The organism is uncultured Allobosea sp. (assembly GCF_945956895.1).
In the GTDB taxonomy this organism is placed as follows: domain Bacteria; phylum Pseudomonadota; class Alphaproteobacteria; order Rhizobiales; family Beijerinckiaceae; genus Allobosea.
In genome coordinates this window covers 88,310-113,491 of the sequence record NZ_CAMFJF010000006.1, presented here as the reverse complement: position 1 = coordinate 113,491, position 25,182 = coordinate 88,310, and the positions used below count along the sequence as shown (strand labels likewise).

24 protein-coding genes and 1 tRNA gene are annotated in these 25,182 nt (G+C 65.9%); 14 read left to right on the top strand and 11 right to left on the bottom strand.

Going from position 1 to position 25,182, the window contains the following annotated elements; translation table 11 throughout:
- Window positions 1-78: 78 nt before the first annotated feature.
- The 3 genes from Q0Q02_RS05985 (at window position 79) to Q0Q02_RS05975 (ending at window position 2,698) form a co-directional block, all read left to right on the top strand.
- The gene (locus Q0Q02_RS05985) at window positions 79-963 is read left to right on the top strand and encodes a 3-hydroxybutyryl-CoA dehydrogenase (RefSeq protein ID WP_293807714.1); all 885 of its coding nucleotides are present in this window, start codon (window positions 79-81) and stop codon (window positions 961-963) included.
- A 224-nt stretch (window positions 964-1,187) separates the two neighbouring features.
- Complete coding sequence (locus Q0Q02_RS05980; RefSeq protein ID WP_293807712.1) at window positions 1,188-1,745, top strand: HNH endonuclease; 558 nt, start codon at window positions 1,188-1,190, stop codon at window positions 1,743-1,745.
- 215 nt (window positions 1,746-1,960) lie between these two features.
- Complete coding sequence (locus Q0Q02_RS05975; RefSeq protein WP_293807710.1) at window positions 1,961-2,698, top strand: class I SAM-dependent methyltransferase; 738 nt, start codon at window positions 1,961-1,963, stop codon at window positions 2,696-2,698.
- 15 nt (window positions 2,699-2,713) lie between these two features.
- Here the strand turns inward: Q0Q02_RS05975 and Q0Q02_RS05970 are convergent, their stop codons facing one another.
- Window positions 2,714-3,244 (bottom strand): disulfide bond formation protein B, encoded by a 531-nt coding sequence (locus tag Q0Q02_RS05970; protein ID WP_293807708.1) that lies wholly within the window; start codon window positions 3,242-3,244, stop codon window positions 2,714-2,716.
- 7 nt (window positions 3,245-3,251) lie between these two features.
- Window positions 3,252-3,863, bottom strand: a complete 612-nt coding sequence (locus Q0Q02_RS05965; RefSeq protein ID WP_293807706.1) for a YqaA family protein — start codon at window positions 3,861-3,863, stop codon at window positions 3,252-3,254.
- A 196-nt stretch (window positions 3,864-4,059) separates the two neighbouring features.
- Between Q0Q02_RS05965 and Q0Q02_RS05960 the strand changes: the two genes are divergently transcribed.
- From Q0Q02_RS05960 to Q0Q02_RS05920, 9 genes are all read left to right on the top strand, one after another.
- Window positions 4,060-4,144 (top strand) — tRNA-Leu (locus tag Q0Q02_RS05960).
- Window positions 4,145-4,580: 436 nt separating this feature from the next.
- Complete coding sequence (locus tag Q0Q02_RS05955; RefSeq protein WP_173044066.1) at window positions 4,581-4,670, top strand: K(+)-transporting ATPase subunit F; 90 nt, start codon at window positions 4,581-4,583, stop codon at window positions 4,668-4,670.
- A 31-nt stretch (window positions 4,671-4,701) separates the two neighbouring features.
- Window positions 4,702-6,405 (top strand): potassium-transporting ATPase subunit KdpA, encoded by a 1,704-nt coding sequence (kdpA, locus tag Q0Q02_RS05950; protein WP_293807704.1) that lies wholly within the window; start codon window positions 4,702-4,704, stop codon window positions 6,403-6,405.
- A gap of 10 nt (window positions 6,406-6,415) precedes the next feature.
- Window positions 6,416-6,589 carry a hypothetical protein gene (locus Q0Q02_RS05945; protein WP_293807702.1) on the top strand — a complete coding sequence of 58 codons (174 nt, stop codon included), beginning with the start codon at window positions 6,416-6,418 and terminating at the stop codon, window positions 6,587-6,589.
- A gap of 33 nt (window positions 6,590-6,622) precedes the next feature.
- Window positions 6,623-8,680 carry a potassium-transporting ATPase subunit KdpB gene (gene kdpB, locus Q0Q02_RS05940; protein ID WP_293807700.1) on the top strand — a complete coding sequence of 686 codons (2,058 nt, stop codon included), beginning with the start codon at window positions 6,623-6,625 and terminating at the stop codon, window positions 8,678-8,680.
- 171 nt (window positions 8,681-8,851) lie between these two features.
- A complete protein-coding gene (locus Q0Q02_RS05935; protein ID WP_293807699.1) occupies window positions 8,852-9,457 on the top strand; it encodes a K(+)-transporting ATPase subunit C in 606 nt (201 codons plus the stop codon).
- Window positions 9,458-9,510: 53 nt separating this feature from the next.
- Window positions 9,511-12,219 carry a sensor histidine kinase KdpD gene (locus Q0Q02_RS05930; protein ID WP_293807697.1) on the top strand — a complete coding sequence of 903 codons (2,709 nt, stop codon included), beginning with the start codon at window positions 9,511-9,513 and terminating at the stop codon, window positions 12,217-12,219.
- A complete protein-coding gene (locus Q0Q02_RS05925) occupies window positions 12,216-12,908 on the top strand; it encodes a response regulator transcription factor (protein ID WP_293807695.1) in 693 nt (230 codons plus the stop codon). Before Q0Q02_RS05930 ends, Q0Q02_RS05925 begins: the two co-directional genes overlap by 4 nt.
- Window positions 12,909-12,955: 47 nt before the next feature.
- The gene (locus Q0Q02_RS05920; RefSeq protein ID WP_293807693.1) at window positions 12,956-13,402 is read left to right on the top strand and encodes a PTS sugar transporter subunit IIA; all 447 of its coding nucleotides are present in this window, start codon (window positions 12,956-12,958) and stop codon (window positions 13,400-13,402) included.
- A gap of 51 nt (window positions 13,403-13,453) precedes the next feature.
- On the opposite strand, the gene Q0Q02_RS05915 is transcribed toward Q0Q02_RS05920, so the two are convergent.
- From Q0Q02_RS05915 to Q0Q02_RS05895, 5 genes are all read right to left on the bottom strand, one after another.
- A complete protein-coding gene (locus Q0Q02_RS05915) occupies window positions 13,454-14,323 on the bottom strand; it encodes an ABC transporter permease (RefSeq protein WP_293807691.1) in 870 nt (289 codons plus the stop codon).
- Between the two features lie 139 nt (window positions 14,324-14,462).
- Entirely contained in the window at window positions 14,463-15,509 is a 1,047-nt protein-coding gene (locus Q0Q02_RS05910) for an extracellular solute-binding protein (protein ID WP_293807689.1), read from the bottom strand.
- Between the two features lie 37 nt (window positions 15,510-15,546).
- Window positions 15,547-16,605 (bottom strand): ABC transporter ATP-binding protein, encoded by a 1,059-nt coding sequence (locus Q0Q02_RS05905; RefSeq protein WP_293807687.1) that lies wholly within the window; start codon window positions 16,603-16,605, stop codon window positions 15,547-15,549.
- 4 nt (window positions 16,606-16,609) lie between these two features.
- Window positions 16,610-17,425, bottom strand: coding sequence for an ABC transporter permease (locus tag Q0Q02_RS05900; protein WP_293807685.1), 816 nt, complete (start codon window positions 17,423-17,425; stop codon window positions 16,610-16,612).
- A gap of 153 nt (window positions 17,426-17,578) precedes the next feature.
- On the bottom strand, window positions 17,579-18,814 hold the full coding sequence (locus tag Q0Q02_RS05895; protein WP_293807683.1) for an amidohydrolase family protein: 1,236 nt from the start codon (window positions 18,812-18,814) through the stop codon (window positions 17,579-17,581).
- Window positions 18,815-19,235: 421 nt separating this feature from the next.
- On the opposite strand from Q0Q02_RS05895, the gene Q0Q02_RS05890 reads away from it, so the two are divergent.
- A complete protein-coding gene (locus Q0Q02_RS05890; RefSeq protein WP_293807681.1) occupies window positions 19,236-19,979 on the top strand; it encodes an aspartate/glutamate racemase family protein in 744 nt (247 codons plus the stop codon).
- A gap of 10 nt (window positions 19,980-19,989) precedes the next feature.
- On the opposite strand, the gene Q0Q02_RS05885 is transcribed toward Q0Q02_RS05890, so the two are convergent.
- Complete coding sequence (locus tag Q0Q02_RS05885; protein WP_293807679.1) at window positions 19,990-20,901, bottom strand: NAD(P)-dependent oxidoreductase; 912 nt, start codon at window positions 20,899-20,901, stop codon at window positions 19,990-19,992.
- A 101-nt stretch (window positions 20,902-21,002) separates the two neighbouring features.
- Here Q0Q02_RS05885 and Q0Q02_RS05880 point away from each other — a divergent pair, with 101 nt between their 5' ends.
- Window positions 21,003-22,070, top strand: coding sequence for a LacI family DNA-binding transcriptional regulator (locus Q0Q02_RS05880; protein ID WP_293807677.1), 1,068 nt, complete (start codon window positions 21,003-21,005; stop codon window positions 22,068-22,070).
- Between the two features lie 161 nt (window positions 22,071-22,231).
- On the opposite strand, the gene Q0Q02_RS05875 is transcribed toward Q0Q02_RS05880, so the two are convergent.
- The 3 genes from Q0Q02_RS05875 to Q0Q02_RS05865 form a co-directional block, all read right to left on the bottom strand.
- A complete protein-coding gene (locus Q0Q02_RS05875) occupies window positions 22,232-23,137 on the bottom strand; it encodes an NAD(P)-dependent oxidoreductase (protein ID WP_293807675.1) in 906 nt (301 codons plus the stop codon).
- Window positions 23,138-23,210: 73 nt separating this feature from the next.
- Complete coding sequence (locus tag Q0Q02_RS05870) at window positions 23,211-24,113, bottom strand: carbohydrate ABC transporter permease (RefSeq protein WP_293807673.1); 903 nt, start codon at window positions 24,111-24,113, stop codon at window positions 23,211-23,213.
- Complete coding sequence (locus Q0Q02_RS05865) at window positions 24,106-25,062, bottom strand: sugar ABC transporter permease (protein WP_293807671.1); 957 nt, start codon at window positions 25,060-25,062, stop codon at window positions 24,106-24,108. The genes Q0Q02_RS05870 and Q0Q02_RS05865 overlap by 8 nt, the downstream gene beginning before the upstream one ends.
- Between the last annotated feature and the right edge of the window lie 120 nt (window positions 25,063-25,182).

Genomic DNA, 25,182 nt, shown 5'->3' with positions numbered 1-25,182 from the left:
GCACCACCCTTCCGGGCCGCCTCAGGGCGGCCCGCTCCGCTCCTGCGGGAGCCTGAACGTTTCATCCGGGATCAAACCATGTCGGACCACGCGATCAAGACGATCGGCATCATCGGGGCAGGCCAGATGGGCAATGGCATCGCCCATGTCGCCGCCGCCGCCGGCTTCGACATCCGGCTGCATGACGTCGCCGAGGAGCGGATCAACGCCGCACTCGCCACGATCGACGGCAACATGGCCCGCCAGGTCTCCAAGGGCGCCCTCGCCGAGGACGAACGCCGCGCCGCGATCTCCCGCATCCAGCCTGCCATCGGCCTGGCCGATCTCGGTGATTGCGACCTCGTGATCGAGGCCGCGACCGAGAACGAGGAGATCAAGCGCAAGATCTTCACGGCGGTCTGCCCGCATCTGCGCCCGGACGCGATCCTCGCCTCCAACACCTCCTCGATCTCGATCACGCGCCTCGCCGCAGCGACCGATCGTCCCGAGCACTTCATTGGCATCCATTTCATGAACCCCGTGCCGCTGATGCAGCTCGTCGAGCTGATCCGCGGCATCGCCACCGATGACGGCACCTTCGAGCGCGCCAAGAGCCTCGTCGGCAGCCTGCACAAGACCGTCTCGGTCTCCGAGGATTTCCCGGCCTTCATCGTCAACCGCATCCTGCTGCCGATGATCAACGAGGCCGTCTACACGCTTTATGAGGGCGTCGGCTCGGTCGACGCGATCGACACCGCCATGCGCCTCGGCGCCAATCACCCGATGGGTCCGCTCCAGCTCGCCGATTTCATCGGCCTCGATACCTGCCTTTCGGTGATGCAGGTGCTCCATGACGGGCTGGCCGATTCGAAATACCGCCCCTGCCCGCTCCTGGTGAAGTACGTCGAGGCCGGCTGGCTCGGCCGCAAGACCAAGCGCGGCTTCTACGATTATCGCGGCGAGAAACCCGTCCCGACCCGCTGACGAATCAGGCCGGCAGCATAGAGGCTTCGAGAACCCGGCCCGAATCCAACACAGCCCATCATTTTACCGCTGCGGATGACGCGAATCCTCGTCCGCAGGCGGACGTTTGTCGCAGCCGCAACAAGTTCCTTCACATTCCTGTCGTCTCGCGCTTACATTGATCCTTGAGCGGGATTCGTCCCGCTCGATGAAGCGGAGGTGCGACGGGTTTGACGGCGCATGTGATGCATCCGATGGCATCGCCGGACAGCTGTCCGGCTTTGGTACTGAACGCCGATTTCCGGCCGCTCAGCTACTATCCCCTGTCGTTGTGGAGCTGGCAGGACGCGATCAAGGCGGTCTTCATGGACCGCGTCAACATCGTCTCCGAATACGATACCGTCGTCCGCAGCCCCAGCTTCGACATGCGGCTGCCCTCGGTGGTCTCGCTCAAGAGCTATATCAAGCCCTCGCGCACGCCGGCCTTCACCCGCTTCAACGTCTTCCTGCGCGACCGTTTCGCCTGCCAATATTGCCACACGCGTGACGAATTGACCTTCGACCATGTCATTCCGCGCTCCAAGGGCGGCCTGACCACCTGGGAGAACGTCGTCGCCGCCTGCTCGCCCTGCAACCTGCGCAAGGGCGACAAGATGCCGGCCGCGGTCGAGATGTTCCCGGCCCAGAAGCCCTATGCGCCGACGGTCAACGACCTTCACCGCAACGGCAAGCTCTTCCCGCCGAACTACCTGCACGAGAGCTGGCTGGACTATCTCTACTGGGATTCGGAGCTGGAGCCGTAAGGCCCGGCGCAGGTTCGCTCCATCTGCACGGCTCATCCTGCGGTGGGTTTCTTGTTCGCGTCGAAGACGCAACGCCGAAGACGTCCCTCGATGCCGGTCAGCACGCCGGTGGGGTCATCGACCGACCGGCCCCCCTCTGTTCCTGCATTAGGAAGAATGATTATTTAATATATCAGCATCATATTATCGGCGCCGTTACTGAAGGTCCTTCTTGCATGGCTTCGTTTTCGCCGGATGAATTCAGGTCGTCGATCGACCTCGAAAGCCGCAAATTCCATATGAAATCCTATTTCGAGAGCAGCTTCTACCGCCAATACCGTTCGGCAAGCATGATGTTGAACAGTCTGGGACGCAGCCCTCGCATTCTGTCATTGGGAGCCGGCGGCGCTTTCGTCGAGGAGATTGCCCGCAAGCAGCTTGACGCTTCGGTATTCGTTGTCGACTTCGCGGAAACACTGAAGATCGAGAGCGAGCTCTACGGAAACTTCGCCGGCATGTTCGCAGGCGATATCTCGGCGCCGGAATGGGTCTCGCCTCTCGATGAGGTCGATGCGGTCTTTTGGTTCGACAATATCGAGCATCTGCGCATCGACCCGACCAAGATCTTGCGGAAACTGCGCTCGGCGCTGTCGGAGAACGGCCAGATCTTCATCACGACGGATAATTTCGCCCGACTGAGGAACATCCTGAAGCTGATTTTCAACCGCTCGATCGTCGCATTGCCGCAGGACCTTTTCGCCGATGTCGATTTCGAGCACGAATATGTCCATCGGCGCGAATACACCCGGCCCGAACTGGAAGCCTGCCTGGCCAATGCCGGGCTGAAGCTCGTCGAGGTCGAGATGCTCTGGCAGAGCCCGTCCGAAAGCCTGAAGAAACTGCCGTTCCGGACCTTCGAATACCTGTTCCCGCGCTTTCGCCCGCATATGCTGATCCGGGCGCGAAAGGCATAGACTGCTGCCCACGGGCTACGCGGCGCCGGTGCGCCCGCGCAGCAGCCCGAGCACGGCGAGCAGGAAGAGTCCCGCCGAAGCCAGTGCATTCCAGCCGGCGAGCGACAGACCGAGGAAGCGCCAGGCAGCTTCCGAACAGGCGACGATCCGCGTCGTCTGCAACTGCTTCATGAAATCCTGCATGCCGCTCGCCGCCGAAGCCGCACCGCCGCAATCGTTCGGCCCCATGAACCAGCCCCACTCGACGCCGGCGTGATAGACGCCGAGGCCCGTGCTCCAGGCCATCAGGCCAGCCAGGCCCAGCAGGACGAGCCATTGCAGGCGCGGCGAGCGCGCCAGCACCAGTCCGGCCAAAGCCAGCCCGATCGCAGCGTAATGCGGCATCCGCTGCTCGAGGCAGAGCTTGCAGGGCCGCAGATGCAGGACGAGCTCGAAGAACCACGCCCCGGCGATCAGCGCCAGGCTGATCACGCCGATGAGGGCGATCAGCTGCCGCGCGCTGGGCAAACGACGCGAAGAAGGGGTGTCGGCGAGGGAAGCGGTCATGACGGGCTCAGCAGGAGAGAAGCTGGCCAGAGCCTGCGACGAGCTTGAGGCCGAAATAAAGCAGGATCAGCACGGCGGCGCCCAGCACCGCGATCACTTTCAGGCGACGTTCGATGAAGTGGCGGATGGTGGCGCCATAGCGCCTGAGCAGGAAGGCGAGCGCGAAGAAGCGCGCGCCCCGCGCCAGCACGCAGGAGATGACGAAGAAAGCCAGGCCGATATGGACGGCGCCGGCCAGGATCGTCACCACCTTGATCGGCGGCAGATGGGCAAGGCCCGAGGTCGTCAGCAGGATCAGCGTCGTATCCGGCCCGGCGCAGGCGCGCAGCGTCTCGAAGGCGCCGAGCTTGCCGTAGAAGGCGAGAACCGGTTTTGCCAAGGCCTCGAAGGCATAATAGCCGAGCGCATAGCCGGCGATGCCGCCCAGCACCGAGAACAAAGTCGCGATGAAGGCCAGCCGATAGGCCCGTAGCGGCCGGGCCAGCGCCATCGGCACGAACAGGACATCCGCCGGGATCAGGAAGAAGGAGCTCTCGACGAAGGCGACGACCCCGAGCCAGAGCTCTGCCCGCGGCCGGGCAGCGAGCGACATCGTCCATTCGTAGAGGCGCTTGAGCATGGCGCGCTCTAGAGCATGAGGCTGACAGTGACGCAACGGCTTCGACAGGCCGGGAGGACACCTTGTCGCACCAGCGCCCATCGGTTCGGCCCCAGCAGCGAAATACCTTGGCGATCACCCGCCAAAACCAGCGGGATCGGCCGTGCCAGCGATTGACCGGCATCCATCGATCGCTATAGTCCGCCCGCCTGCAAGGGCCCCTGTGGCGGAATTGGTAGACGCGCTCGACTCAAAATCGAGTTCCGCAAGGAGTGCTGGTTCGATCCCGGCCAGGGGCACCATTTCCCTTATCCGATACGAATGTGCTTTGCTCATCGCTCCGGTGGGGCGGCCTGATCGGCAGGCGGTCGTTCATCCCGGCGAATTCCTTGTATTCAGTCACGCTCCGACAAAGCGCACCGCGACATGCTTTGCCTGTGCGCCCCGGACTGCCCTGCCTGATCGGCGCCCCACCGAATTCCTATAAAATTCCTATTCTGCGACCGCGCCGGCCGTCTCGAACGGCTATGTCGCCAGCACGATAATCCCACCCATGGTCGATCCGCTCGCGTCCTCGCCTTCAACAGGAAGGCGGGTCCGCGCGCGCCGACCCATCGGTAACGCCCGGTCGAAAGGACCACGGCAATGGATATCGCCATGCTCGCGCTCGTGCTCGGCTTCTTCGCGGCAGCCCTCGCCTATGTCTCGGCCTGCAACGCGCTCTGAAGGAGCCATCCCATGTTCGTCGACTATCTCCTCGGCGGCGCGGTGACTGCGGTCCTGCTCGTCTATCTCACCTACGCGCTGCTGCGCCCCGAGCGCTTCTGAGCGCGAGGCATAGAGCTTCGAAAGCCCTCCCATGACACTCTCTGGCTGGATCCAGATCCTCGTCTTCTGCGCGGTCGTGCTCGCTTTGGTGAAGCCGCTCGGCAGCTACATCACGCGCGTCTTCAAGGGCGAGCGCACCGTCCTCTCCCCTGTGCTCGCGCCGGTCGAGCGCGGGCTCTATGCGCTCGCCGGCACGCATGAACGCGAGGAGCAGCACTGGAGCGCCTATGCGGTCGCCCTGCTGCTGTTCAACCTCGCCGGCCTGCTGCTGCTCTACGGGCTGCAGCGCTTTCAGGGCCTGCTGCCGCTGAACCCGGACGGCATGAGCGGCGTCGCACCCGACCTCGCCTTCAACACGGCGGTGAGCTTCGTCACCAACACCAACTGGCAGGGCTATGGCGGCGAGAGCACCATGTCCTATCTGACGCAGATGCTCGGCCTGACCGTGCAGAACTTCGTCTCGGCCGCGACCGGCATCGCCATCGCCGTCGCGCTGATCCGCGGCTTCGCCCGCGCCTCGGCCAAATCGGTCGGCAGCTTCTGGGTCGATCTCACCCGCGCGACGCTCTACATCCTGCTGCCGCTCTGCATCCTGCTGACGCTGGCCTATGTCGCCCTCGGCGTCCCGCAGACGCTCGACCCGTCGGTGACAGCGACGACGCTTGAAGGCGTGCAGCAGACCATCGCGCGCGGCCCGGTCGCCTCCCAGCTCGCGATCAAGATGCTCGGCACCAATGGTGGCGGCTTCTTCAACGCCAACTCGGCCCATCCCTTCGAGAATCCCGACGCCATCACCAATCTCCTCCAGATGGTCTCGATCTTCGCGATCGGGGCGGCGCTGACCAATGTCTTCGGCCGGATGGTCGGCAACGAGCGCCAGGGCTGGGCGATCCTCTCCGCCATGGGCGCCCTGTTCATCGCCGGCATCGCCGTCTGTTACTGGGCTGAGGCCGCCGGCAACCCGCTGGTCCAGGCGCTCGGCCTTCAGGGCGGCAACCTCGAAGGCAAGGAGATGCGCTTCGGCATCCCGCTTTCCACCCTCTTCGCCGTCGTCACCACGGCCGCCTCCTGCGGCGCGGTCAACGCCATGCATGGCAGCTTCACCGCCCTCGGCGGCATGATCCCGCTCCTCAACATGGAACTCGGCGAGGTCATCGTCGGCGGCGTCGGCGCCGGCTTCTACGGCATCGTGATGTTCATCGTTCTGGCGATCTTCGTCGCCGGCCTGATGGTCGGCCGCACGCCGGAATATCTCGGCAAGAAGATCGAGGCGCGCGAGGTCAAGATGGCGATGCTCGCCATCCTCTGCCTGCCGGCCGGCATGCTGATCTTCACCGCGATCGCGGTGGTGCTGCCCGGTGCCGTCGCCTCCACCGGCAATAGCGGCCCGCACGGCTTTTCCGAGATTCTCTACGCCTATACCTCGGCGGCGGCGAATAACGGCTCGGCCTTCGCCAGCCTCTCGGCCAACACACTCTGGTACAACGTGACGCTCGGCATCACGATGCTGGTCGGCCGCTTCCTGGTCATCATCCCGGCGCTCGCCATCGCAGGCTCCCTCGCCGCGAAGAAATCCGTGCCCGCCTCGGCCGGCACCTTCCCGACCGACGGCCCGCTCTTCGTCGGCCTGCTCGTCGGCGTCATCCTGATCGTCGGCGGCCTGACCTTCTTTCCCGCCCTCGCAGTCGGCCCGATCGTCGAGCATCTCTCCATGCTCGCAGGCCAGAGCTTCTGAGGGCGCCGCCATGGCAAGCTGCCTGCGCCAATTGCGCCGCGACGCCGTCCATCGGGACGCCGTCTCAAAGGAACAGGACAGGGCGCCCCCGCGCCCTGCCACCATCATCCTCGGCCTGACGGTCGCGCTGTTCCTCGTCCTGCTGCTCGTCCGGGCGCTCGCCGGCCTCGTCGCCGCTGCCTGAGCCGGACCTTACACCCTTCCGCTGGAGCCTCTTATGAGCCAGTCCAAATCCGCGAGCCTGATCGACGCCCGGATCCTGCTGCCGGCGCTTGCCGACGCCTTCCGCAAGCTCGACCCGCGCAGCCTCGCCCGCAACCCGGTGATGTTCGTCGTCGCCGTGGTCTCCGCGCTGACCACCATCCTTTTCCTGAAGGACCTTGCTACGGGAGGCGCCAATCTCGGCTTCTCCTTCCAGATCGTGCTCTGGCTCTGGTTCACCGTGCTCTTCGCCAATTTCGCCGAAGCGGTGGCCGAGGGACGCGGCAAGGCCCAGGCCGACTCGCTGCGCAAGACCCGCAGCGAGACCGAAGCCAAGCTGCTCTCGGGCGATGACCGCAGCCTGTTCCGGCTCGTGCCGGGCACTTCGCTCAAGGTCGGCGATGTCGTGCTGGTCGAAGCCGGCGACATCATCCCCTCCGATGGCGAGGTCATCGAAGGCGTCGCCTCGGTCAACGAAGCCGCGATCACCGGCGAATCCGCCCCCGTGATCCGCGAATCCGGCGGCGACCGCTCGGCCGTCACCGGCGGCACGCAGGTGCTCTCCGACTGGATCCGCGTGCGCATCACTGCTGCCGCCGGCTCGACCTTCATCGACCGCATGATCGCGCTGGTCGAGGGCGCCGAGCGCCAGAAGACGCCGAACGAGATCGCGCTCAACATCCTGCTCGCCGGCATGACGCTGATCTTCGTGCTCGCGACCGTGACGATCCCGAGCTTCGCCACCTATGCCGGCGGCTATATCCCGGTCGTCGTTCTGGTCGCGCTGTTCGTGACGCTGATCCCGACCACGATCGGCGCGCTGCTCTCGGCCATCGGCATCGCCGGCATGGATCGTCTCGTGCGCTTCAACGTGCTCGCCATGTCCGGCCGCGCCGTCGAGGCTGCCGGCGACGTCGATACGCTCCTCCTCGACAAGACCGGTACGATCACGCTCGGCAACCGCCAGGCGACCGAGTTCCGCCCCGTGCGCGGCGTCGGAGAGCAGGAGCTGGCCGATGCCGCCCAGATCGCCTCGCTCGCCGACGAGACGCCGGAAGGCCGCTCGATCGTCGTGCTCGCCAAGGAGAAATACGCCATCCGCGCCCGCGACATGGGCGCCCTGCACGCCACCTTCGTGCCCTTCACCGCGCAGAGCCGGATGAGCGGCGTCGATCTCGAGGGCTCGCAGATCCGCAAGGGCGCCGTCGATGCCATCATGAAATATGTCGAGGGCGTCGATGCCCGGTCCACGCCCGAGACCATCAGAGAGATCCAGGCCATCGCTGCCGAGGTGTCGAAGGCCGGCGGCACGCCGCTTGCGGTCGCCCGCGACGGCCGCCTGCTCGGCATCGTCCATCTCAAGGACATCGTGAAGGGCGGCATCCGCGAGCGCTTCACCGAGCTACGCCGCATGGGCATCCGCACGGTGATGATCACCGGCGACAATCCGATGACCGCCGCAGCGATCGCGGCCGAGGCCGGGGTCGACGATTTCCTCGCCCAGGCCACGCCTGAGAACAAGCTCGCCCTGATCCGCGAGGAACAGGCCAAGGGCAAGCTCGTCGCCATGTGCGGTGACGGCACCAACGATGCGCCCGCCCTCGCCCAGGCCGATGTCGGCGTCGCCATGAACACCGGCACGGTCGCAGCCCGCGAGGCCGGCAACATGGTCGATCTCGATAGCGACCCGACCAAGCTCATCGAGATCGTCGAGATCGGCAAGCAGCTCCTGATGACGCGCGGCGCGCTGACGACCTTCTCGATCGCCAACGACGTCGCCAAGTATTTCGCGATCATCCCGGCGATGTTCCTGGCCTTCTATCCGCAGCTCGGCGCTCTCAACGTCATGGGGCTGCAGACGCCGCAGAGCGCTATCCTCTCGGCGATCATCTTCAACGCGCTGATCATCGTCGCGCTGATCCCGCTCGCGCTGAAGGGGGTGAAGTACCGCGCCGTCGGCGCCGGTGCACTGCTCAGCCGCAACCTCGCCGTCTACGGGCTCGGCGGCCTCGTCGTCCCCTTCATCGGCATCAAGGCCATCGACATGGCCATCACCGCCATCGGCCTCGTCTGAGGAGGCTTGGAAAACTCAGCCCTCATCCTGAGGAGCAGCCACAGGCTGCGTCTCGAAGGATGCTCCAGATGGTTCCGGAGCCTCCTGGACCATCCTTCGAGACGCAGCCTGTGGCTGCTCCTCAGGATGAGGGCTGAGGGAATTTCAAACGGGCTTTAAGGAGCCACAACCATGCTCAAGCAGATCCGCCCCGCCCTCGTGATGATCGTCGCGCTTGCAGCGATCACCGGCCTCGCCTACCCGCTCGCCATGACCGGCATCGCCCAGGCCGTCTTCCCGCGCCAGGCCAATGGCAGCCTGATCGAGAAGGACAGCAAGATCATCGGCTCCAGCCTGATCGGCCAGAGCTTCACCAGCGAGCGCTATTTCCACGGCCGCCCCTCGGCGACATCAGGCACCGACCCGAGCGACGCGACCAAGACCGTCGATGCGCCCTATAACGCCGCCAATTCCGGCGGCTCCAATCTCGGACCGACCAATCCGAAGCTGATCGAGCGCGTCAAGGCTGAGACCGAGAAGCTCAAGGCCGAGAATCCCGACGCGCCGGTGCCGATGGAGCTGGTGACGACCTCGGGCAGCGGGCTCGACCCACATATCTCGCCGGAAGCCGCCTATTTCCAGATCGCGCGTGTCGCCAAGGCGCGGAGTGCCGACCCGGCGACGCTGAAAGCGCTCATCGATACCCATGTCGAGCCGCGCAAGCTCGGCTTCCTCGGTGAGCCCGTGGTCAACGTGCTCGCGCTAAATCTCGCTCTCGACGGCGCCGCCCAGCGCTGACACAAAGGCCACGGCGGCGCGCGAAGCGCCGCCGTTTTCCCCTGCGGACCCACATGACCATCGCCGACAGCCATCGCGAGACGAGAGGCAGGCCCTCCCCCGAGGCGCTGCTGGCGAGTGCCCAGCGCGAGGGGCGCGGGCGCCTGAAGATCTTCCTCGGCGCGGCGCCGGGCGTCGGCAAGACCTATGAGATGCTGACCTCCGGCCGCGCCCGCCGGGCCGAGGGCGTCGATGTCGTGATCGGCGTCGTCGAGACCCATGGCCGCAGCGAGACGAAAAGCTTGGTCGACGGCTTCGAGATCGTCCCGCGCCGGCTCGTCGACTACAAGGGCCGCGCGCTCGACGAAATGGACCTCGACGCGATCCTGGCGCGCCGCCCAGCTCTCGTCCTCGTCGACGAGCTCGCCCACAGCAACGCGCCCGGCAGCCGACACCCCAAGCGCTATCTCGATGTCGAGGAATTGCTGTCGCGCGGCATCGACGTCTACACCACGCTCAACATCCAGCATGTCGAGAGCCTGAACGACGTCGTAGCCCAGATCACCCGCATCCGCGTGCGCGAGACCGTGCCGGATTCGATCGTCGACCGCGCCGACGATATCGAGATCATCGACCTGACGCCGGCGGACCTGATCAAGCGCCTCGAAGAAGGCAAGGTCTATCTCGGCAAGACCGCCAAGCGCGCCGTCGCCAATTATTTCTCGCCGGGCAATCTGACGGCGCTGCGCGAGCTGGCGCTGCGCCGCACCGCGCAGCGGGTCGACGACCAGCTCCTCAGCCATATGCAGGAACATGCGATCTCCGGCCCCTGGGCGGCAGGCGAGCGCATCCTGGTCTGTATCGACGACAGCGTCGGGGCGCCCGCCCTGATCCGCCATGCCAAGCGGCAGGCCGACCGCCTGCGCGCGCCCTGGAGCGCGCTCTATGTCGAGACGCCGCAGGCCGCCGCCCTGTCGGAAGCGGCGAAGACGCGAGTCGCCAATGCGCTGAGGCTCGCGACACAGCTCGGCGCCGAGGCGATCACCTTGCCCGGACAGGACGTGGCGGGCGAAATCCTCCGACACGCGGCTGCCGGCAACGTCACCCAGATCATCGTCGGCAAGCCGGCCAAGCCGCGCTGGCGCGAATGGCTGAAGCCTTCCGTCTCGCATGAATTGATCAGCCGCGCCGGCGATATCGGCGTCCATGTCGTCGCCTTGCGGGACCAGCCGCCGGAGGCGGATGCCGGCGTCTCGGCCAGCGGCAAGCCCAGCTTCTCGCCCCGGCCCTATCTCGCAGCACTGGCCTATGTCGCGGCAGCGCTCGGCGCGGCGGAACTGCTCAGCCAAATCATGGACCTGCGCAATATCGCGCTCGTCTTCCTCACCGCCGTGCTCGTCTCGGCCGTGACTGCGGGGCTGTGGCCGGCCCTGTTCGCCTCGATCCTCAGTGCGCTCGCGCTGAATTTCTTCTTCATCCCGCCGATCTATACGCTCACGATCGCCGATCCCGAAAATGTCGTCGCGCTCGGCTTCTTCCTGCTCGTCGCCCTGATCGCCTCGAACCTTACCGCCCGCGTCCAGCGCCAGGCCAATGCCGCCCGCCAGCGCGTCCGCACCACCGAGGACCTCTATCTCTTCTCGAAGAAGCTCGCCGGCACCGGCACGCTCGACGACGTGCTCTGGGCCAGCGCCTTCCAGATCGCCTCGATGCTGCGCCTGCGCGTGGTCATCCTGATGCCGGACGAGGGCACGCTCACGGTCCGCGCCGGCTATCCGCCCGACGACACCCTGGTCGATGCCGATATCGCCGCCGCGCGCTGGGCCTGGGAGCATGACCGCCCGGCCGGTCGCGGCGCCGACACGCTGCCCGGCGCCAAGCGGCTCTACCTGCCCCTGCGCACCGGCCGCACCGCGATCGGCGTGATCGGCCTCGACGACGACAAAGACGGCCCGCTGCTGACACCGGAACAGCAGCGCCTGCTCGATGCGCTGGCCGACCAGGCCGCCGTCGCCATCGAGCGCATCCAGCTCGTCGCCGATGTCGACCGTGCCAAGCTCGCGGCCGAGGCCGACCGCCTGCGCTCGGCCCTCCTGACCTCGATCTCGCATGACCTGAAGACGCCGCTGGCCTCGATCATGGGCGCGGCCGGCACCTTGCGCGACTATCGTCAGGCTTTGCCGGAAGAAGATCGCTTCGCCCTGCTCGCGACCGTGATCGACGAGTCCGAACGGCTCAACCGCTTCATCGCCAATCTCCTCGACATGACCCGGATCGAATCCGGCGCGATGGAGCCGAACGCGGCGCTGGTCGATGTCGCCGATGTCGTTGGCAGCGCGTTGCGCCGCGCCAACAAGATCACCGCCGGCCACAACGTCGAGACCGCTCTGCCGGACGACCTGCCGATGCTCAGGCTCGACCCCGTCCTGTTCGAGCAGGTGCTGTTCAACCTGCTCGACAACGCCGCGAAATACGCGCCCGCCGGCAGCGCCATCGTCATCCGCGCCCGGCAGCAGGGCCGCGAGGTTCTGGTGACGATGACCGACGAGGGGCCAGGCCTGCCGCCCACCGATCTCGAGCGCGTTTTCGACAGCTTCTACCGCGTCCGCAAGGGCGATCAGGTCCGCGCCGGAACCGGGCTCGGCCTCGCCATCTGCCGCGGCTTCGTCGAGGCGATGGGCGGCACGATCACCGCGGCCAACCGGACGGACCGCAGCGGCGCGGTCTTCACCATCCGCATGCCGGCCGAACTCCAGCCCGAGCCATTGGAACCGCAGACATGACGGCAACGGACATCAAGGTGCTGGTCGTGGACGATGAGCCGGCGATCCGCCGCCTGCTGCGCGTCGGCCTCTCGACCGAGGGCTATGCCATCCGCGAGGCCGCGACGGCACGCGAGGCGATCGAGCGCATAGCCGAGGACTTGCCCGATCTCGTCATCCTCGATCTCGGCCTGCCGGATATCTCCGGGCAGGAGCTTCTGCAGAAATGGCGCGCCGAAGCGCTCGCCTTGCCGATCGTCATCCTGTCGAGCCGCACCGACGAGGCCGGCATCGTCGAGGCCCTCGAGAACGGCGCCGACGACTATGTCACCAAGCCTTTTGGCATGAAGGAATTGGCGGCGCGCCTGCGGGTCGCCTTGCGCCACAAATTGCAGCAGCAGGGCGAGAAGCCGATCTTCCAGACCGGTGAACTCTCGGTCGATCTGGTCAAGCGCATCGTCAGGCTGGGCGAGCAGGAGGTGAAGCTCTCGCCCAAGGAATACGACATCCTGCGTATCCTCGTGCAGCATGCCGGCAAGGTGCTGACCCACCAGTTCCTGATGAAACAGGTCTGGGGCGCCTCGGCCGATGTGCAGTATCTGCGCGTCTATGTCCGGCAGTTACGCCAGAAGATCGAGCGCATCCCCGACCAGCCGCAATACATCACCACCGAGACCGGCGTCGGCTATCGCCTGCGCGAAGCCGAGTGAGCCTCGCCACCCGGCCTTCCCAGCCGGGCGCGCAGAAAGACATCTGCATGATCCCATCCGACATCATCCGCCCGCGTTCCATCGTCAGGCTCTCCGCCGCGACCAAGCCCGCCCTCTTCCGCGCCCTCGCGAAGAAGGCGGCCGAACAGCTTGCACTGCCCGAAGCCGCGATCCTCGATGCATTGAACCGGCGCGAGGCCTTGGGCTCCACCGGCGTCGGCGGCGGGCTGGCGATGCCGCATGCGCCGGTCGAAGGTCTCGCCGAGCCCTTCGGCCTGCTGGCGCGATTGGAGAAACCGATCGCCTATGAGGCGATCGACGGCGCACCCGTCGATATCGTCTGCATGGTCCTGACACCCGTGAATGGCGGGCAAGGCCGCATCGACGCGCTGGCCTGCATCGCCAGGCACCTGCGCCCGGCCGAGATCCGCGACCGTATCCGTAGTGCCGCAGGCGGAGAGGACATCTACGCGCTGCTGCTCGAAGCGGGCTGATCCTCAGGGGAAAGCGGCGCGGTCCAGGCCTCGACGAAATGCATTACCGTCTCAGCGATAGCGCCGCTGCACGGTGAGATGGGCAATCATGGTGAGCAGGATCGTCGCCGTCATCAGGATGAAGGAGATCGCGCCGCCGAAGGGCCAGTTGTTCTGCTGCGCGAACTGCCCGTAGACCAGCGGTCCCATCATCTGGAATTTCGGCCCGCCCAGCAGCACCGGCGTGGCATAGGCGTTCATCGCCAGGATGAAGGTCAGGATCGTGCCGGCGAGGATGCCGGGCAAGGCCAACGGCCAGAGCACGCGGCGGAACATCGCGGCAGGGCCGGCGCCGAGGCTGAAGGCGGCCTCCTCGACATTGCGCGGGATGCCCTCGATCACGCTCTGCAGCGTCAGCACCATGAAGGGCAGGTTGACCGCGATGATGCCGATCAGCACGGCGTTCTCGGTATACATGATCTCCAGCGGCTGATCGATCAGCCCCAAGCCCATCAGTGAGGCATTGAACGCGCCCTTGCTGCCGAAGAGTGTCATCCAGCCGGCCGCACGCACCGCATTGCCGACAAAGAGCGGCAGCACCACCGCGATGACCATCAGGTTCTTGAAGCGGCTCTGCGTCCGCGCCAGTACATAGGCGAGCGGAAAGCCCATGATCAGGCAGGCCAGCGTGCAGATCACCGCGACGCGCACCGTGCGGGCGAGCACGTTGAGATAATAGGCGTCGGTGAAGAACTTGACGTAGTTCTCGATCACCAGCGCATCGACCATGAACTGGCCGGGCACGAACTTGTTGAGCGAATAGCGGAACAGGATCGCCAGCGGCCCGATCAGCATGAGCGCGACGAAGAGCGTCGCCGGCACGACGAGCAGGCCGGCGAGTCTGGTGCGGGTGCCGGCGACGGCTTCGGGAGCGGCGCTCATGCCGTGAACTCGTCATGCTCGGGCTTGACCCGAGCATCTCTGGACGATTTGGCGCGGTTCATGAGGACACTCCCCTCATCGTCACGAGATTCTCGGGTCTGCGCTACGCTTCGCCCGAGAATGACGGCTTGCATGATCGTCAGCCCTTGAAGACCTTGTCCCACCATTCCTTCATCGCCGAATCGTTCTTGGCGAGGAAGGCGTAGTCGAGGTCCCTGAGGGTCTTCTCCTCCTCAGGCGTGAAGCCGATGCGCTTATGCAGCGCCGGATCGACATTGAGGCCGGTAACGGTGCCGTTATAGCCCATGTCGACGGCGAAGGCCTCCTGCGGCGCCTTGGCCAGCATCGCGTCCATATAGGCGTAGGCGTTTTCCTTGTTCGGCGCATTCTTCTGGATCACGAAGCCCGAGACATAGGTCGGGATGCCCTCGATCGGCGAGACCGCCTCGCAGGGGATGCCGGCGTTCTGCCACTGCACGACGCGCGCCTTCCAGATCGCGCTGATGCCGACTTCCTCGTTCTTCATCGCCTGAGCGAAGGCCTCGTTGGTCGGATAGACGCGCGCGCCAGCCTTCTTGACCGCGAGCAGGACTTCCTTGGCCTTCTCGATGTCGTTCATGTCCTTGCCGCCGGTCGCGGCCATCGAGGCCGCGATGAAGATCGACTGGTACTGGATGTCGATGAAGCCGATCTTCGAGCCCCATTTCGGATCGAGCCAGTCCTTGAAGCCCTTCGGCGCCGGCGAGATGATCTTGGGATTGTAGATGACGACGTTGCCGGAATAGATGTGCCCCATGCCATAGGGGTATTTCATCGTCGGCAGCAGGTTCTTGGCGTTGGGCAGCTTGGAATAGTCGATCTGCTCGAGCACGCCGGCCTCGTTCATCTCGAACATGTTGGCGGCCGACAGGCCCTGGATGTCGACAGTGCCGCGCGGCAGGCGCTTTTCCGCGACCATCTTGGCGCGGCGCGGCGCGTCACCCGCCTGATCCTGCACCACCTCGAGGCCCTTGGGCTTGAGGATCGGGTCCTCGATATTCTTGGTCAAAAGCCGGGCATAGTCGCCACCCCAGGTGCCGACGACGACACGCCCGCCGGATTGGGCGAAGGCCGGCATGCCCGTCGCCGTGGCGAGCGCGGCCGCGCCAGCGCCTTTCAGAAGATCCCGCCTGTCGAATGAAGCCATGGTATTCCCCTCGTTTCTGGACGCCGATTGGGGGCCGTCAGGCCCCTTGCGGATAGACGAGCCCGGCGCTTTCGGCCCAGCCTATCGTGATGCTCTCGCCGACATGCGGCTCGGCGAGTCCGACCTTGTTCGGGATCTGCAGGAGCATGCGGTCCTGCTCGTTGAGCGCGACCTGCACATCGAGTTGCGCGCCGAGATAGGAGGCATGCTCGATCCGCGCCTGAAAGCGGTTCGGCAAACCCTCCGCCTCGCCGCCGACCGCGATCCGCTCGGGCCGCAGCGCCAGCGTTGCCGGCCCGGACGCGGCAGCCGCAGTACAGGCGATGTCGAGCCCGCCGGCGGTGCGGAAACGGCCCTGCCCTGTGACCTGCCCCTCGACGAAGGCGCTGCGCCCGATGAAGCCGGCGACGAAGCGGTCAGCCGGCTTCTCGTAGAGCTCGCGCTGGGTACCGATCTGGCGCACCTGCCCCTTTTCCATCACGACGAGGCGGTCCGCCATCGTCAGCGCCTCCTCCTGGTCATGGGTCACCATGATCGTGGTCAGGCCGAGCTTTTGCTGCAATTCGCGGATCTCGATCCGCACCTCCAGGCGCAGCTTGGCATCGAGATTGGAAAGCGGCTCATCGAGCAGCAGCACTTGCGGCTCCATCGCCAGCGCGCGCGCCAGGGCGACGCGCTGCTGCTGGCCGCCGGAAAGCTGGCGCGGATAGCGCTCGTCGAAGCCGCCGAGCCGCACGAGCCTGAGCGCCTCGGCGACACGCGGGCCGCGCTCGGCTTGCGGCACCTTGTGCATCTCCAGACCGAAGGCGACGTTCTGCGCAACCGTCATATGCGGGAACAGCGCATAGCTCTGGAAAACCAGCCCGCAATGGCGCTTCCACGGCGGCAGGTTGGTGACGTCCTGCTCGCCGATGGTGATCGCCCCCGAGGTCGGCGCGATAAAGCCGGCGATCATGCGCAGGGTCGTGGTCTTGCCGCAGCCGGAGGGGCCGAGCAACACCAGGAACTCACCATCGGCGATGGTGATATCGACATCATCGACCACCGTGAGAGCGCCGTAAGTCTTCTTCAGGTGCGAAATCGAAAGCCGCGCCATCCGTTCACACCACCCGGCTCAGTTTGACATAGCGATCGGTCACGATCATCGCGACGCAGATCAGGACGATCTGGATCAGCGAGGCCGCCGCCACCGTCGGATCGATCTTCCATTCGAGATACTGGAGGATCGCGATCGGCAGCGTCGTGCGCCCCGGCCCGACCAGGAAGAGGCTCATCTCCAGATTGCCGAACGAGGTCACGAAGCCGAACAGGGCGGCGGCGACGATGCCGGGCCGGATGCTCGGCAGAGTCACCCGCCAGAAGGTCGTGACCGGGCCTGCGCCCAGATTCTGCGCGGCCTCCTCGATCGAGCGGTCGAAGCCGACGAGGCTCGCCGTCACCAGGCGCACCACCCAGGGAATCACGACGAGCGTATGCGCGGCGATGAGCCCGCCGAGCGAGCCCATCACCGGCAACTGCGTGGCGATCTCGACCTCGATCTGGAAGACATAGGTCGCGGTGCCCAGCACGATCCCCGGCATCACCAGCGGCAACAGCAGCAGCGTGCTGACGCCGCCGCCCAGCGGAATGCGATGGCGCACCAGCGCGAGGCTCGCCGGCACGCCGAGGAGAAGACCGATCAGCGTGGACGCTACGGCGACCTGAAGGCTCAGCATGAAGCCGTCGATGAAGGGCTTGTTGTTCGCCGCCCCGGCGAACCATTTCAGCGAGTAGCCCTCTGGCGGGAAGGAGGGAATCTCCTGCCGGAAGAAGGCGAGCCAGGTCACGAAGATCAAAGGAAGCAGGATAAAGCCGAGCGAGAGCCCGGCTGCACCATTGAGCGCGTAGCGCCCGAATCGCTGCGAACCGGCGCTCACCCGGCTTGTCCCCGATGGCAGGCCATACCCTGCCGCATGTTGTCCGCTCTGGAGGCCAAGACCATTCCCTCGTTGGAGCGGCAGTTTGCGACGCCACTTACAAACAGTGAAGCCTGCATTTCCATCATGCGCTGGCCGGCGGTTGGGCAGGGCTCAATGCAGCGTGTTCTTGTGGAAGGCGCCGCCCTTCATGATCGCGGCCAGGTGCTTGCCCTGCTCCTGGAACAGCGCGAGGTCCTTCAGCGGATCGCCGTCGACAAGAATCAGGTCGGCGAAGGCGCCGGTCTGCACCGTGCCGAGCTTGCCTTCCATGCGCAGGATCTGGGCACCGACCGTCGTCGCCGAGCGGATGATCTCCAGCGGCGAGAGCACCTCGCGGCGCAGCAGGAACTCGCGCGACTGCTCGCTCTGCAGCTGGCCGAGCAGGTCCGAGCCATAGGCGACCGGCACGCCGGCACGCTTGCAGATTTCGAGGGAGCGCAGGCCGCCATCGATGACGAGGTCGTTCTTGGCCAGCATGTCGCCGGTCATGCCGAACTCGGCCGCGCGCTCCTTCATCGCGTAATAGGCGACGAGATTGGCCGTGAGGAACATGTTGTTCTCCGCCATCAGCTTGGCCGAGGCTTCGTCGATCAGGTTGCCGTGCTCGATCGCGCGCACGCCGCATTGCGCCGCCCGCGTGATCGCCTCCGGCGTATAGGCATGGGCGCAGACATAGCGGCCGAAGGCCTTCGCCTCCTCGACCGCGGCCTTCACCTCATCGACGCTGAACTGCATCGAATCCAGGGGATCGTAGGGGCTGGCGACGCCGCCGGACATCATGATCTTGATATGGTCGGCGCCGAGCCGCATCTGCTCGCGCACCGACTTGCGCACCGAGGAGACACCATCGGAGACGTTCATCGTATAGGCCATGGCGTTGCAGCAATGGCAGCGCGCGCCGAAATCGGTGCGCCGGCGCGGGTCGCTATGGCCGCCGGTCGGGCCGATGGCGGCGCCGGCGATGAACAGGCGGGGACCAGAGACATCACCCTTCTCGACCGCTTCCTTGATGCCCCAGTCGGCGCCGCCGGTGTCGCGCACGCTGGTGAAGCCGCGATCGAGCATGCCCTTCATCAGCCGGACAGCGCGCGCCGTCATCAGCGTCAGCGGCATGCTCTCCATCGTCCGGATATAGACCTCGGACAGGAAGACATGGACATGACTGTCGATCAGGCCGGGCATCAGCGTGCGCCCGCCGCAATCGATCACATCGGCCTTGGCGGGCTTCAACGGCTTGTCGGAGAGCTCACGGATCGTGTCGCCCTCGACGACGAGTTCGTAGCCCTGTCGGAGCTCACCGAAACCGGGTTCGAGCAAAGCGAAGTTCTTGAAATGCAGCATCGTCATCACCGCCTCCGAATAGGCCTGCGAGCGAGCACCGGGCTCCAGACGGCCGCATGATATGCACGCAGCATCCAAGTTGTCGACAGCGCAAAACGGGTGATTGGGCGTTCGGAGGATATCGTTCGCCCGCAGCCGGATTCGAGGAGTCCGGCAACCCGCCGACGCACGGCCTGACGGCCCCCCCCGATCGCACCCTTGCTGTCGACGCTGTGGAATGCGAGAAGGCCGGGCCGTGCGAACGGGGCCGGCCATGCCGGAATGGAAGCACTGTTTCTCCATTCACCCGCTTGCGAGCCGAACGGCAAATCTGCTGTTGATTTCACACTGATGAGACATCGTTCGCACCTGACAGCCACTGCTTGGCCATTACCCGATCGGGCGATCGGGGCCGGCTCGCGGCTGGATCACGGATTGTGAGGCTGGCTTGCGCATTCTCCTGTTGAACCCCAACACCATGCCGGAGATGACGGCACTGGTGACCCGCGTGGTCCTGCCCTATCTGCCGCCGCAGGCCGAGCTGGTGCCAGCCACGGGCCGTTTCGGCGCGCATTACATCGCCAGCCGCAGCGCCGGGGTCATCGCGGCCCATGCAGCGCTCGAGGCCTTCGCCGAGCATGGCCAGGATTGCGATGGCGTCTATCTCGCCTGCTTCGGCGACCCCGGCCTGCTCGCCCTCAAGGAAATGGCCCGGATCCCGGTGATCGGCATGGCCGAGGCCAGCAGCCGCTATGCCGCGGAGAAGGCCGAGCGCTTCGCCATCGTCACCGGCGGCGAGCGCTGGGGGCCGATGCTGCACGAATTCGTCGGCTCGATCGGATTGGGCGATCGCCTCGCCGCCGTCGAGACCGTCGCGCCCACCGGCGCCGATATCGCCCGCGACCCGGACGGCTCGATCGCCATGCTCGCGGAGGCCTGCCGCCGCGTCGCCAAGCGTGACGGCGCGGGCGCTGTCATCCTCGGCGGCGCCGGGCTCGCAGGTCTCGCCTCCCGCGTCCAGCCGCATGTCGACGTGCCCGTGATCTGCTCGGCCGAGGCCAGCATCCGCATGCTGCTGGCCGAACTCGACCAGCCCAAGCCGAAGCCGCGGGAGGGCGACCTCGCCCTGCCCGCACCGGTCGCCAGCACCGGGCTCTCGGAAGGCCTCTCCCGACTGCTGGCCCAGCCCTGAACGACGCCGCTCAGCCCTTGTCGGCGAGCGAGGTGCCGTTCAGCCCCGCGATCCAGTCCGAGAGCATCGGCACATAATCCTCGCCCTTGCCGCTGGCAACGGCGGCGGCATAGCTGTTCTTCACGGCGTTGCCGATCGGGTTGGCGACGCCGGCCTCATTGGCCACGCTCTCCAGATAGCGCACGTCCTTCAAGGCGTTGGTCAGCGTGAACTTGTGGGCGTCGCGGTCACGCTCCAGCACGTATGTCATGAAGGTCTGGTAGAAACCGCAATCCATGCGGCTGCCGCGGATGACGCTGTCGAAGGTCTGGGGCGTGATGCCGATCTTCTGGCCGAGGGCGAGCGCCTCCGCATAGATCGCTGCATAACCCAGCGACAGGAAGTTGTTGATCAGCTTCATCTTGTGGCCGTCGCCGACCGGCCCGAGATGCACGATCTTCTGCGCCCAGGCCTCGCAGGCGGGCTTGATCCGGGCGAAGACCTCGGGCGAGGCCCCGACCATCGCCGAGAGCTGGCCGAGCGCGGCCTGCGCCGGCGTGCCGCCGAGAGGCGCATCGGCGAGATGCAGGCCCTTCGCCTCCAGTTCCGCCGCAAGCTTCACCGTCACCGTCGGATCCGAGGTCGAACAATCGACGATCACGGTGCCCGGCTTCGCCCCAGCCATGATGCCGTTCTCGCCCTTCAGCACGGCCTCGACCTGGGCCGAGCCGGTCACGCACAGGAAGATGATCCCGGATCGCGCCGCAAGCTCCTTCGCCGTCTTCGCCTCGACGGCACCGGCGGCAACCAGCTCCTCGACTGGCTTGCGGTTGCGGTGTCCCATCACGGTCAGCGGGAAGCCCTTGTCCACGAGATTGCGGGCCATGCCCTGCCCCATCAGGCCGACGCCGATGAAGCCCACGGACTCTTTGGTTGCAGTCATCTTCTCATTCTCCCGCTGATATGGTTGAGATGGAGCCGGAAGTCGGCGAAATGGCCGGATCGGAAGCCGGCCTTGAGGCCCGCGCTCAGTGTGGACGAGTCATGACCGCCAGCGACCCGCCGGGGCCTAGCCAGCCCAAAAGCCCGACACCCGCCGGCCGTGCGCGTGTCACCCTGCAGGTCATCGCCGAGCGTCTCTCGGTCTCGACCGCGACGGTGTCGCTCGCGCTGCGCGGCTCGCAGCTCGTGGCGGAAGCGACACGCAACCGCGTGCGTGAGATCGCCCGCGAGATGGGCTACAGCTACAACCGCAGCGCCGCGTCCCTGCGCACCGACCGCACCAACATCATCGGCGTCGGCTTCCACGACATCACCAACCCCTATTTCGCCGAATTGCTGGCCGCGATCGAGGAGACGGCCGGCCGCAACGACCGCTCGATCCTGCTCGGCACCTATGCCGAGAACCTCGACCGGCAGCAGCGCGTGCTCAGCACCCTCGCCGAGTACCGGCCGGACGGCATGGTGCTGTGCTCGGCAGGCGGCAGTACGGCGGAGAGCCTCAGCCCCCTGATCGATGCCGGCGTCCCCATTGTCCAGCTCTCGCGCGAGATCCCGGGGCTCGACCTTGACTTCGTCGGCTCCGACGACCGCCACGGCACCAATCTGGCGATGGAGCACCTGATCGGACTCGGTCATCGCCGCATCGCCTTCCTCTGTGCGAACGAGAGCATCTCGACCGGCCGCAACCGCTATGCCGGCTATCGCGACGCGCTCGCCCGCCATGGACTGCCTTTCGACCCGGCGCTGGTCCATGTCGATTACGGCACCCGCGAGAACGGGCTGACAGGCATCCAGAAGGTGCTCGACGCGCATGATCCGCCGACGGCCGCCGCCTGCATGAACGATCTCGCCGCTTTCGGCGCCATGCTCGGCCTGCACCATCGCGGACTGGAGGCCGGCCGCGACTTCTCGATCGTCGGCTGCGACGACGTGAAGGAAGCGGCGCAGTGGTTCCCCGCGCTCACCACGATCTTCAACTTCCAGAACGAGATGGGCGCCAAATCGGCCGAGTTCCTGCTGAACCGCATCGCCGACCCCACCGCCCCGACGCAGCGCCTGCTGCTGACGCCGGCGCTGATCGTCCGGGGAACGACCTGCCCGCCGCGTTAGGCCCTCGCCCATCGAGCCCTCATCCTGAGGAGCGCTTCGGAGAAGCGCGTCTCGAAGGATGCTCCAGATGGTTCCGGAGCCTCCTGGAGCATCCTTCGAGACGCCGCTGCGCGGCTCCTCAGGATGAGGGCTGAGGATGTCGGGCACCGGACCAACGCCCGTCACGCATCGTTGGCGGGCTTGGCGTTGAGCGCCCGATAGGCCCGCACGACCTGTGAATCGTCGCGCCCGCCATGGCCGAGGCCGGACGCCGAGAGGAACATCTGGTGTGCAGCCGCCGCCAGCGGCAGCGCCGTCTTCGCGGCACGCCCGGCATCGAGCACGATGCCGAGGTCCTTGACGAAGATGTCGACGGCGCTCGCCACCACCGGATCGGGCTCATGCATGCGCGGCCCGCGATCCCGGAGCATCCAGGACGAGGCGGCCGAGCCGCCCATGATCTCGAACAGCAGGCGCCCGTCGATGCCGGCCTTCTCGGCCAGCGAGAGCGCCTCGGCCGCGACAGCGATATGCACCCCGCAGAGCAGCTGGTTGACGGTCTTCACCGTCGCGCCCTGCCCGGCCTTCTCGCCGACATGGAAGACCTTGTCGCCGAGCGCATCGAGCACCGGCTTCGCCCGCGCGAAGCTATCTTGGGGCGCACCGACCATGATGGTGAGCGTCGCATTGCGCGCACCGTTCACGCCGCCGGAGACCGGCGCGTCGATGAAGTGCCGCCCGGTCTTCGTGACCTCCGCCGCGATCGCTTCCGCATCGCCCGGCGGACAGGTCGCCATCAGGATGACGGTCGCGCCCGGCGCCAGAACGCTGAGTGCCCCAGCCTCGAACAGCACCGAGCGCGCCTGCGCGGCATTGACCACCATCAGCACCAACGCCTCGGCGCCATCAGCCGCTTCCTTCGCGCTCACCGCCGCGTGCCCGCCGGCCGCGACCAGCGCATCACGCGCCGCTTCGCGCATGTCGAAACCGGTGACGCGGAACTGCTTCTTCACGAGGTTCTCGGCCATCGGCGCGCCCATGGCGCCAAGCCCGACGAAGGCGATGCTGGAGATCGGTTGAGCGGACATGAGGCAGACATTCTCGCAACGAAAGCGGGCACAGCTTACGCCATGCCCGCAAGACAGCCGGCATCAGCGCCGGTTACTCCTTCACCGCGCCCGTCATGGACGCGACGTAGTAGTCGACGAAGAAGGAATAGAGGATCGCCACGGGGATCGAGCCGAGCAAGGCACCGGCCATCAGCGAGCCCCAGTGATAGACGTCGCCCTCGACGAGCTGGGTCAGCACCGCGACCGGAACCGTCTTCTTCTCCGCCGACTGGATGAAGGCGAGCGCGTAGATGAACTCGTTCCAGGACAGAGTGAAGGCGAAAATGCCGGCCGAGATCAGGCCGGGCATGGCGAGCGGCAAGGTGATCCGCCACAGCGTCTGCAACCGCGTCGCCCCGTCGATCATCGCGCATTCCTCGAGCTCGTAAGGGATCGACTTGAAATAGCCGATCAGGAGCCAGGTGCAGAACGGGATCAGGAAGGTTGGGTAGGTCAGGATCAGCGCGAGCGGCGAGTCGAACAGGCCGAACTGGAAGATCAGCGTCGCGAGCGGGATGAACAGGATCGAAGGCGGCACGAGATAGGCGAGGTAGATCGCGAGGCCCACATATTGCGAGCCCTTGAACCGCAGGCGCTGGATCGCATAAGCGGCGAGCACGCTGGAAAACAGCGAGAGCGCCGTCGCCACCGCCGCGACCATCATCGTGGTCCACAGCCATTGCGGATAATCGGTCTGGAAGAGCAGCTTGTGGATGTTCTCCAGCGTCGGCGACTTCACCCAGAACGGGTTGTTGTTCTTGTAGTCGAGCAGCTCCGCGTTCGGTTTGATCGCCGTGATCGCCATCCAGTAGAATGGGAAGAGCAGCACGAGCAGGAAGAGCGACAGCGGCAGGTAGAGCGTGATGAAGCGCCGCGGGCCGGACGACCAGTCGATGACGCCGTCGCGCTCCTTGTCGGTCAGATGCGGGCGCGCTCCGAGGGTTTGATCAGTCATTGTCTTCCCCCTGCTGCCACTTGCGCCGGGCGAGGCCGAAATAGCTGAACAGCGTCGCCATCACGAGAAACGGGATCATCGCGACCGCAATCGCCGCGCCCTCGCCGAGCTGGCCGCCGGGAATGCCGCGCTGGAAGGCAAGCGTCGCCATTAGATGCGTTGCGTTGACCGGCCCGCCGCGGGTGATCGCATAGACCAGCTGGAAATCGGTGAAGGTGAACAGCACCGAGAAGGTCAGCACCACCGCCAGGATCGGCATCAGCATCGGCAGCGTCACATGCCGGAAGCGCTGCCAGGAATTGGCGCCGTCCAGCATCGCGGCCTCGTAGAGCGAGGGTGAGATCGTCTGCAGACCGGCTAGCAGGCTGATCGCGACGAAGGGGATGCCGCGCCAGATATTGGCGGCCATCAGCGAGAACCGCGCCGGCCAGGGCTGGCCGAGGAAGTCGATATAGGTGTCGCGCCAGCCGAGCACGTCGACCAGGACATAGGAGATGATCGAGAACTGCGGATCGTAGATCCACCAGAAGGCGATGGCCGAGAGCACGGTCGGCACGATCCAGGGAATCAGGATGATCGCCCTGAGCAGCGATTTGAACGGCAGATGGTTGTTGAGCAGCAGCGCCAGCCAAAGGCCGAGCGCGAATTTCCCGAACGTCGCCACGCCCGTATAGAGCAGCGTGTTCCAGACCGAGGTGATGAACACCCTGTCGTACCAGAGCGACTCGAAATTCTCGAAGCCGATGAACTGCCCGACGCGGCCGATGCGCGTGTCGGTGAAGGCGAGCCAGATGCCCAAACCCAGCGGATAGCTGAGGAAGACCAGCAGGAAGCCGGCCGCCGGCAGCAGGCACAGGAAGATCAGGAACGGCTTGTAGTCGAACAGACGCACCAGCCAGTTGTGTTGCAGGCTGTGGACGGTTCGCGCTTCGGCGGCAGCTACGGCCATGGCGCCCTCGCGTTCAGGTCGGCGGTGGCATCGGGCCAAAACGTAGAAGCTACGTCCCAGACAGTTCCGATACGATTTCTCGTCGGCCGCCGGGCGAACCGGCGGCCGCGTGTCTCCGGG

Coding starts and splice junctions, on each gene's coding strand:
- Q0Q02_RS05985 (WP_293807714.1), top strand. CDS start 79: ATGTCGGACCACGCGATCAAGACGATCGGCATCATCGGGGCAGGCCAG.
- Q0Q02_RS05980 (WP_293807712.1), top strand. CDS start 1,188: ATGCATCCGATGGCATCGCCGGACAGCTGTCCGGCTTTGGTACTGAAC.
- Q0Q02_RS05975 (WP_293807710.1), top strand. CDS start 1,961: ATGGCTTCGTTTTCGCCGGATGAATTCAGGTCGTCGATCGACCTCGAA.
- Q0Q02_RS05970 (WP_293807708.1), bottom strand. CDS start 3,244: ATGACCGCTTCCCTCGCCGACACCCCTTCTTCGCGTCGTTTGCCCAGC.
- Q0Q02_RS05965 (WP_293807706.1), bottom strand. CDS start 3,863: ATGCTCAAGCGCCTCTACGAATGGACGATGTCGCTCGCTGCCCGGCCG.
- Q0Q02_RS05955 (WP_173044066.1), top strand. CDS start 4,581: ATGTTCGTCGACTATCTCCTCGGCGGCGCGGTGACTGCGGTCCTGCTC.
- kdpA (WP_293807704.1), top strand. CDS start 4,702: ATGACACTCTCTGGCTGGATCCAGATCCTCGTCTTCTGCGCGGTCGTG.
- Q0Q02_RS05945 (WP_293807702.1), top strand. CDS start 6,416: ATGGCAAGCTGCCTGCGCCAATTGCGCCGCGACGCCGTCCATCGGGAC.
- kdpB (WP_293807700.1), top strand. CDS start 6,623: ATGAGCCAGTCCAAATCCGCGAGCCTGATCGACGCCCGGATCCTGCTG.
- Q0Q02_RS05935 (WP_293807699.1), top strand. CDS start 8,852: ATGCTCAAGCAGATCCGCCCCGCCCTCGTGATGATCGTCGCGCTTGCA.
- Q0Q02_RS05930 (WP_293807697.1), top strand. CDS start 9,511: ATGACCATCGCCGACAGCCATCGCGAGACGAGAGGCAGGCCCTCCCCC.
- Q0Q02_RS05925 (WP_293807695.1), top strand. CDS start 12,216: ATGACGGCAACGGACATCAAGGTGCTGGTCGTGGACGATGAGCCGGCG.
- Q0Q02_RS05920 (WP_293807693.1), top strand. CDS start 12,956: ATGATCCCATCCGACATCATCCGCCCGCGTTCCATCGTCAGGCTCTCC.
- Q0Q02_RS05915 (WP_293807691.1), bottom strand. CDS start 14,323: ATGAGCGCCGCTCCCGAAGCCGTCGCCGGCACCCGCACCAGACTCGCC.
- Q0Q02_RS05910 (WP_293807689.1), bottom strand. CDS start 15,509: ATGGCTTCATTCGACAGGCGGGATCTTCTGAAAGGCGCTGGCGCGGCC.
- Q0Q02_RS05905 (WP_293807687.1), bottom strand. CDS start 16,605: ATGGCGCGGCTTTCGATTTCGCACCTGAAGAAGACTTACGGCGCTCTC.
- Q0Q02_RS05895 (WP_293807683.1), bottom strand. CDS start 18,814: ATGACGATGCTGCATTTCAAGAACTTCGCTTTGCTCGAACCCGGTTTC.
- Q0Q02_RS05885 (WP_293807679.1), bottom strand. CDS start 20,901: ATGACTGCAACCAAAGAGTCCGTGGGCTTCATCGGCGTCGGCCTGATG.
- Q0Q02_RS05880 (WP_293807677.1), top strand. CDS start 21,003: ATGACCGCCAGCGACCCGCCGGGGCCTAGCCAGCCCAAAAGCCCGACA.
- Q0Q02_RS05875 (WP_293807675.1), bottom strand. CDS start 23,137: ATGTCCGCTCAACCGATCTCCAGCATCGCCTTCGTCGGGCTTGGCGCC.
- Q0Q02_RS05870 (WP_293807673.1), bottom strand. CDS start 24,113: ATGACTGATCAAACCCTCGGAGCGCGCCCGCATCTGACCGACAAGGAG.
- Q0Q02_RS05865 (WP_293807671.1), bottom strand. CDS start 25,062: ATGGCCGTAGCTGCCGCCGAAGCGCGAACCGTCCACAGCCTGCAACAC.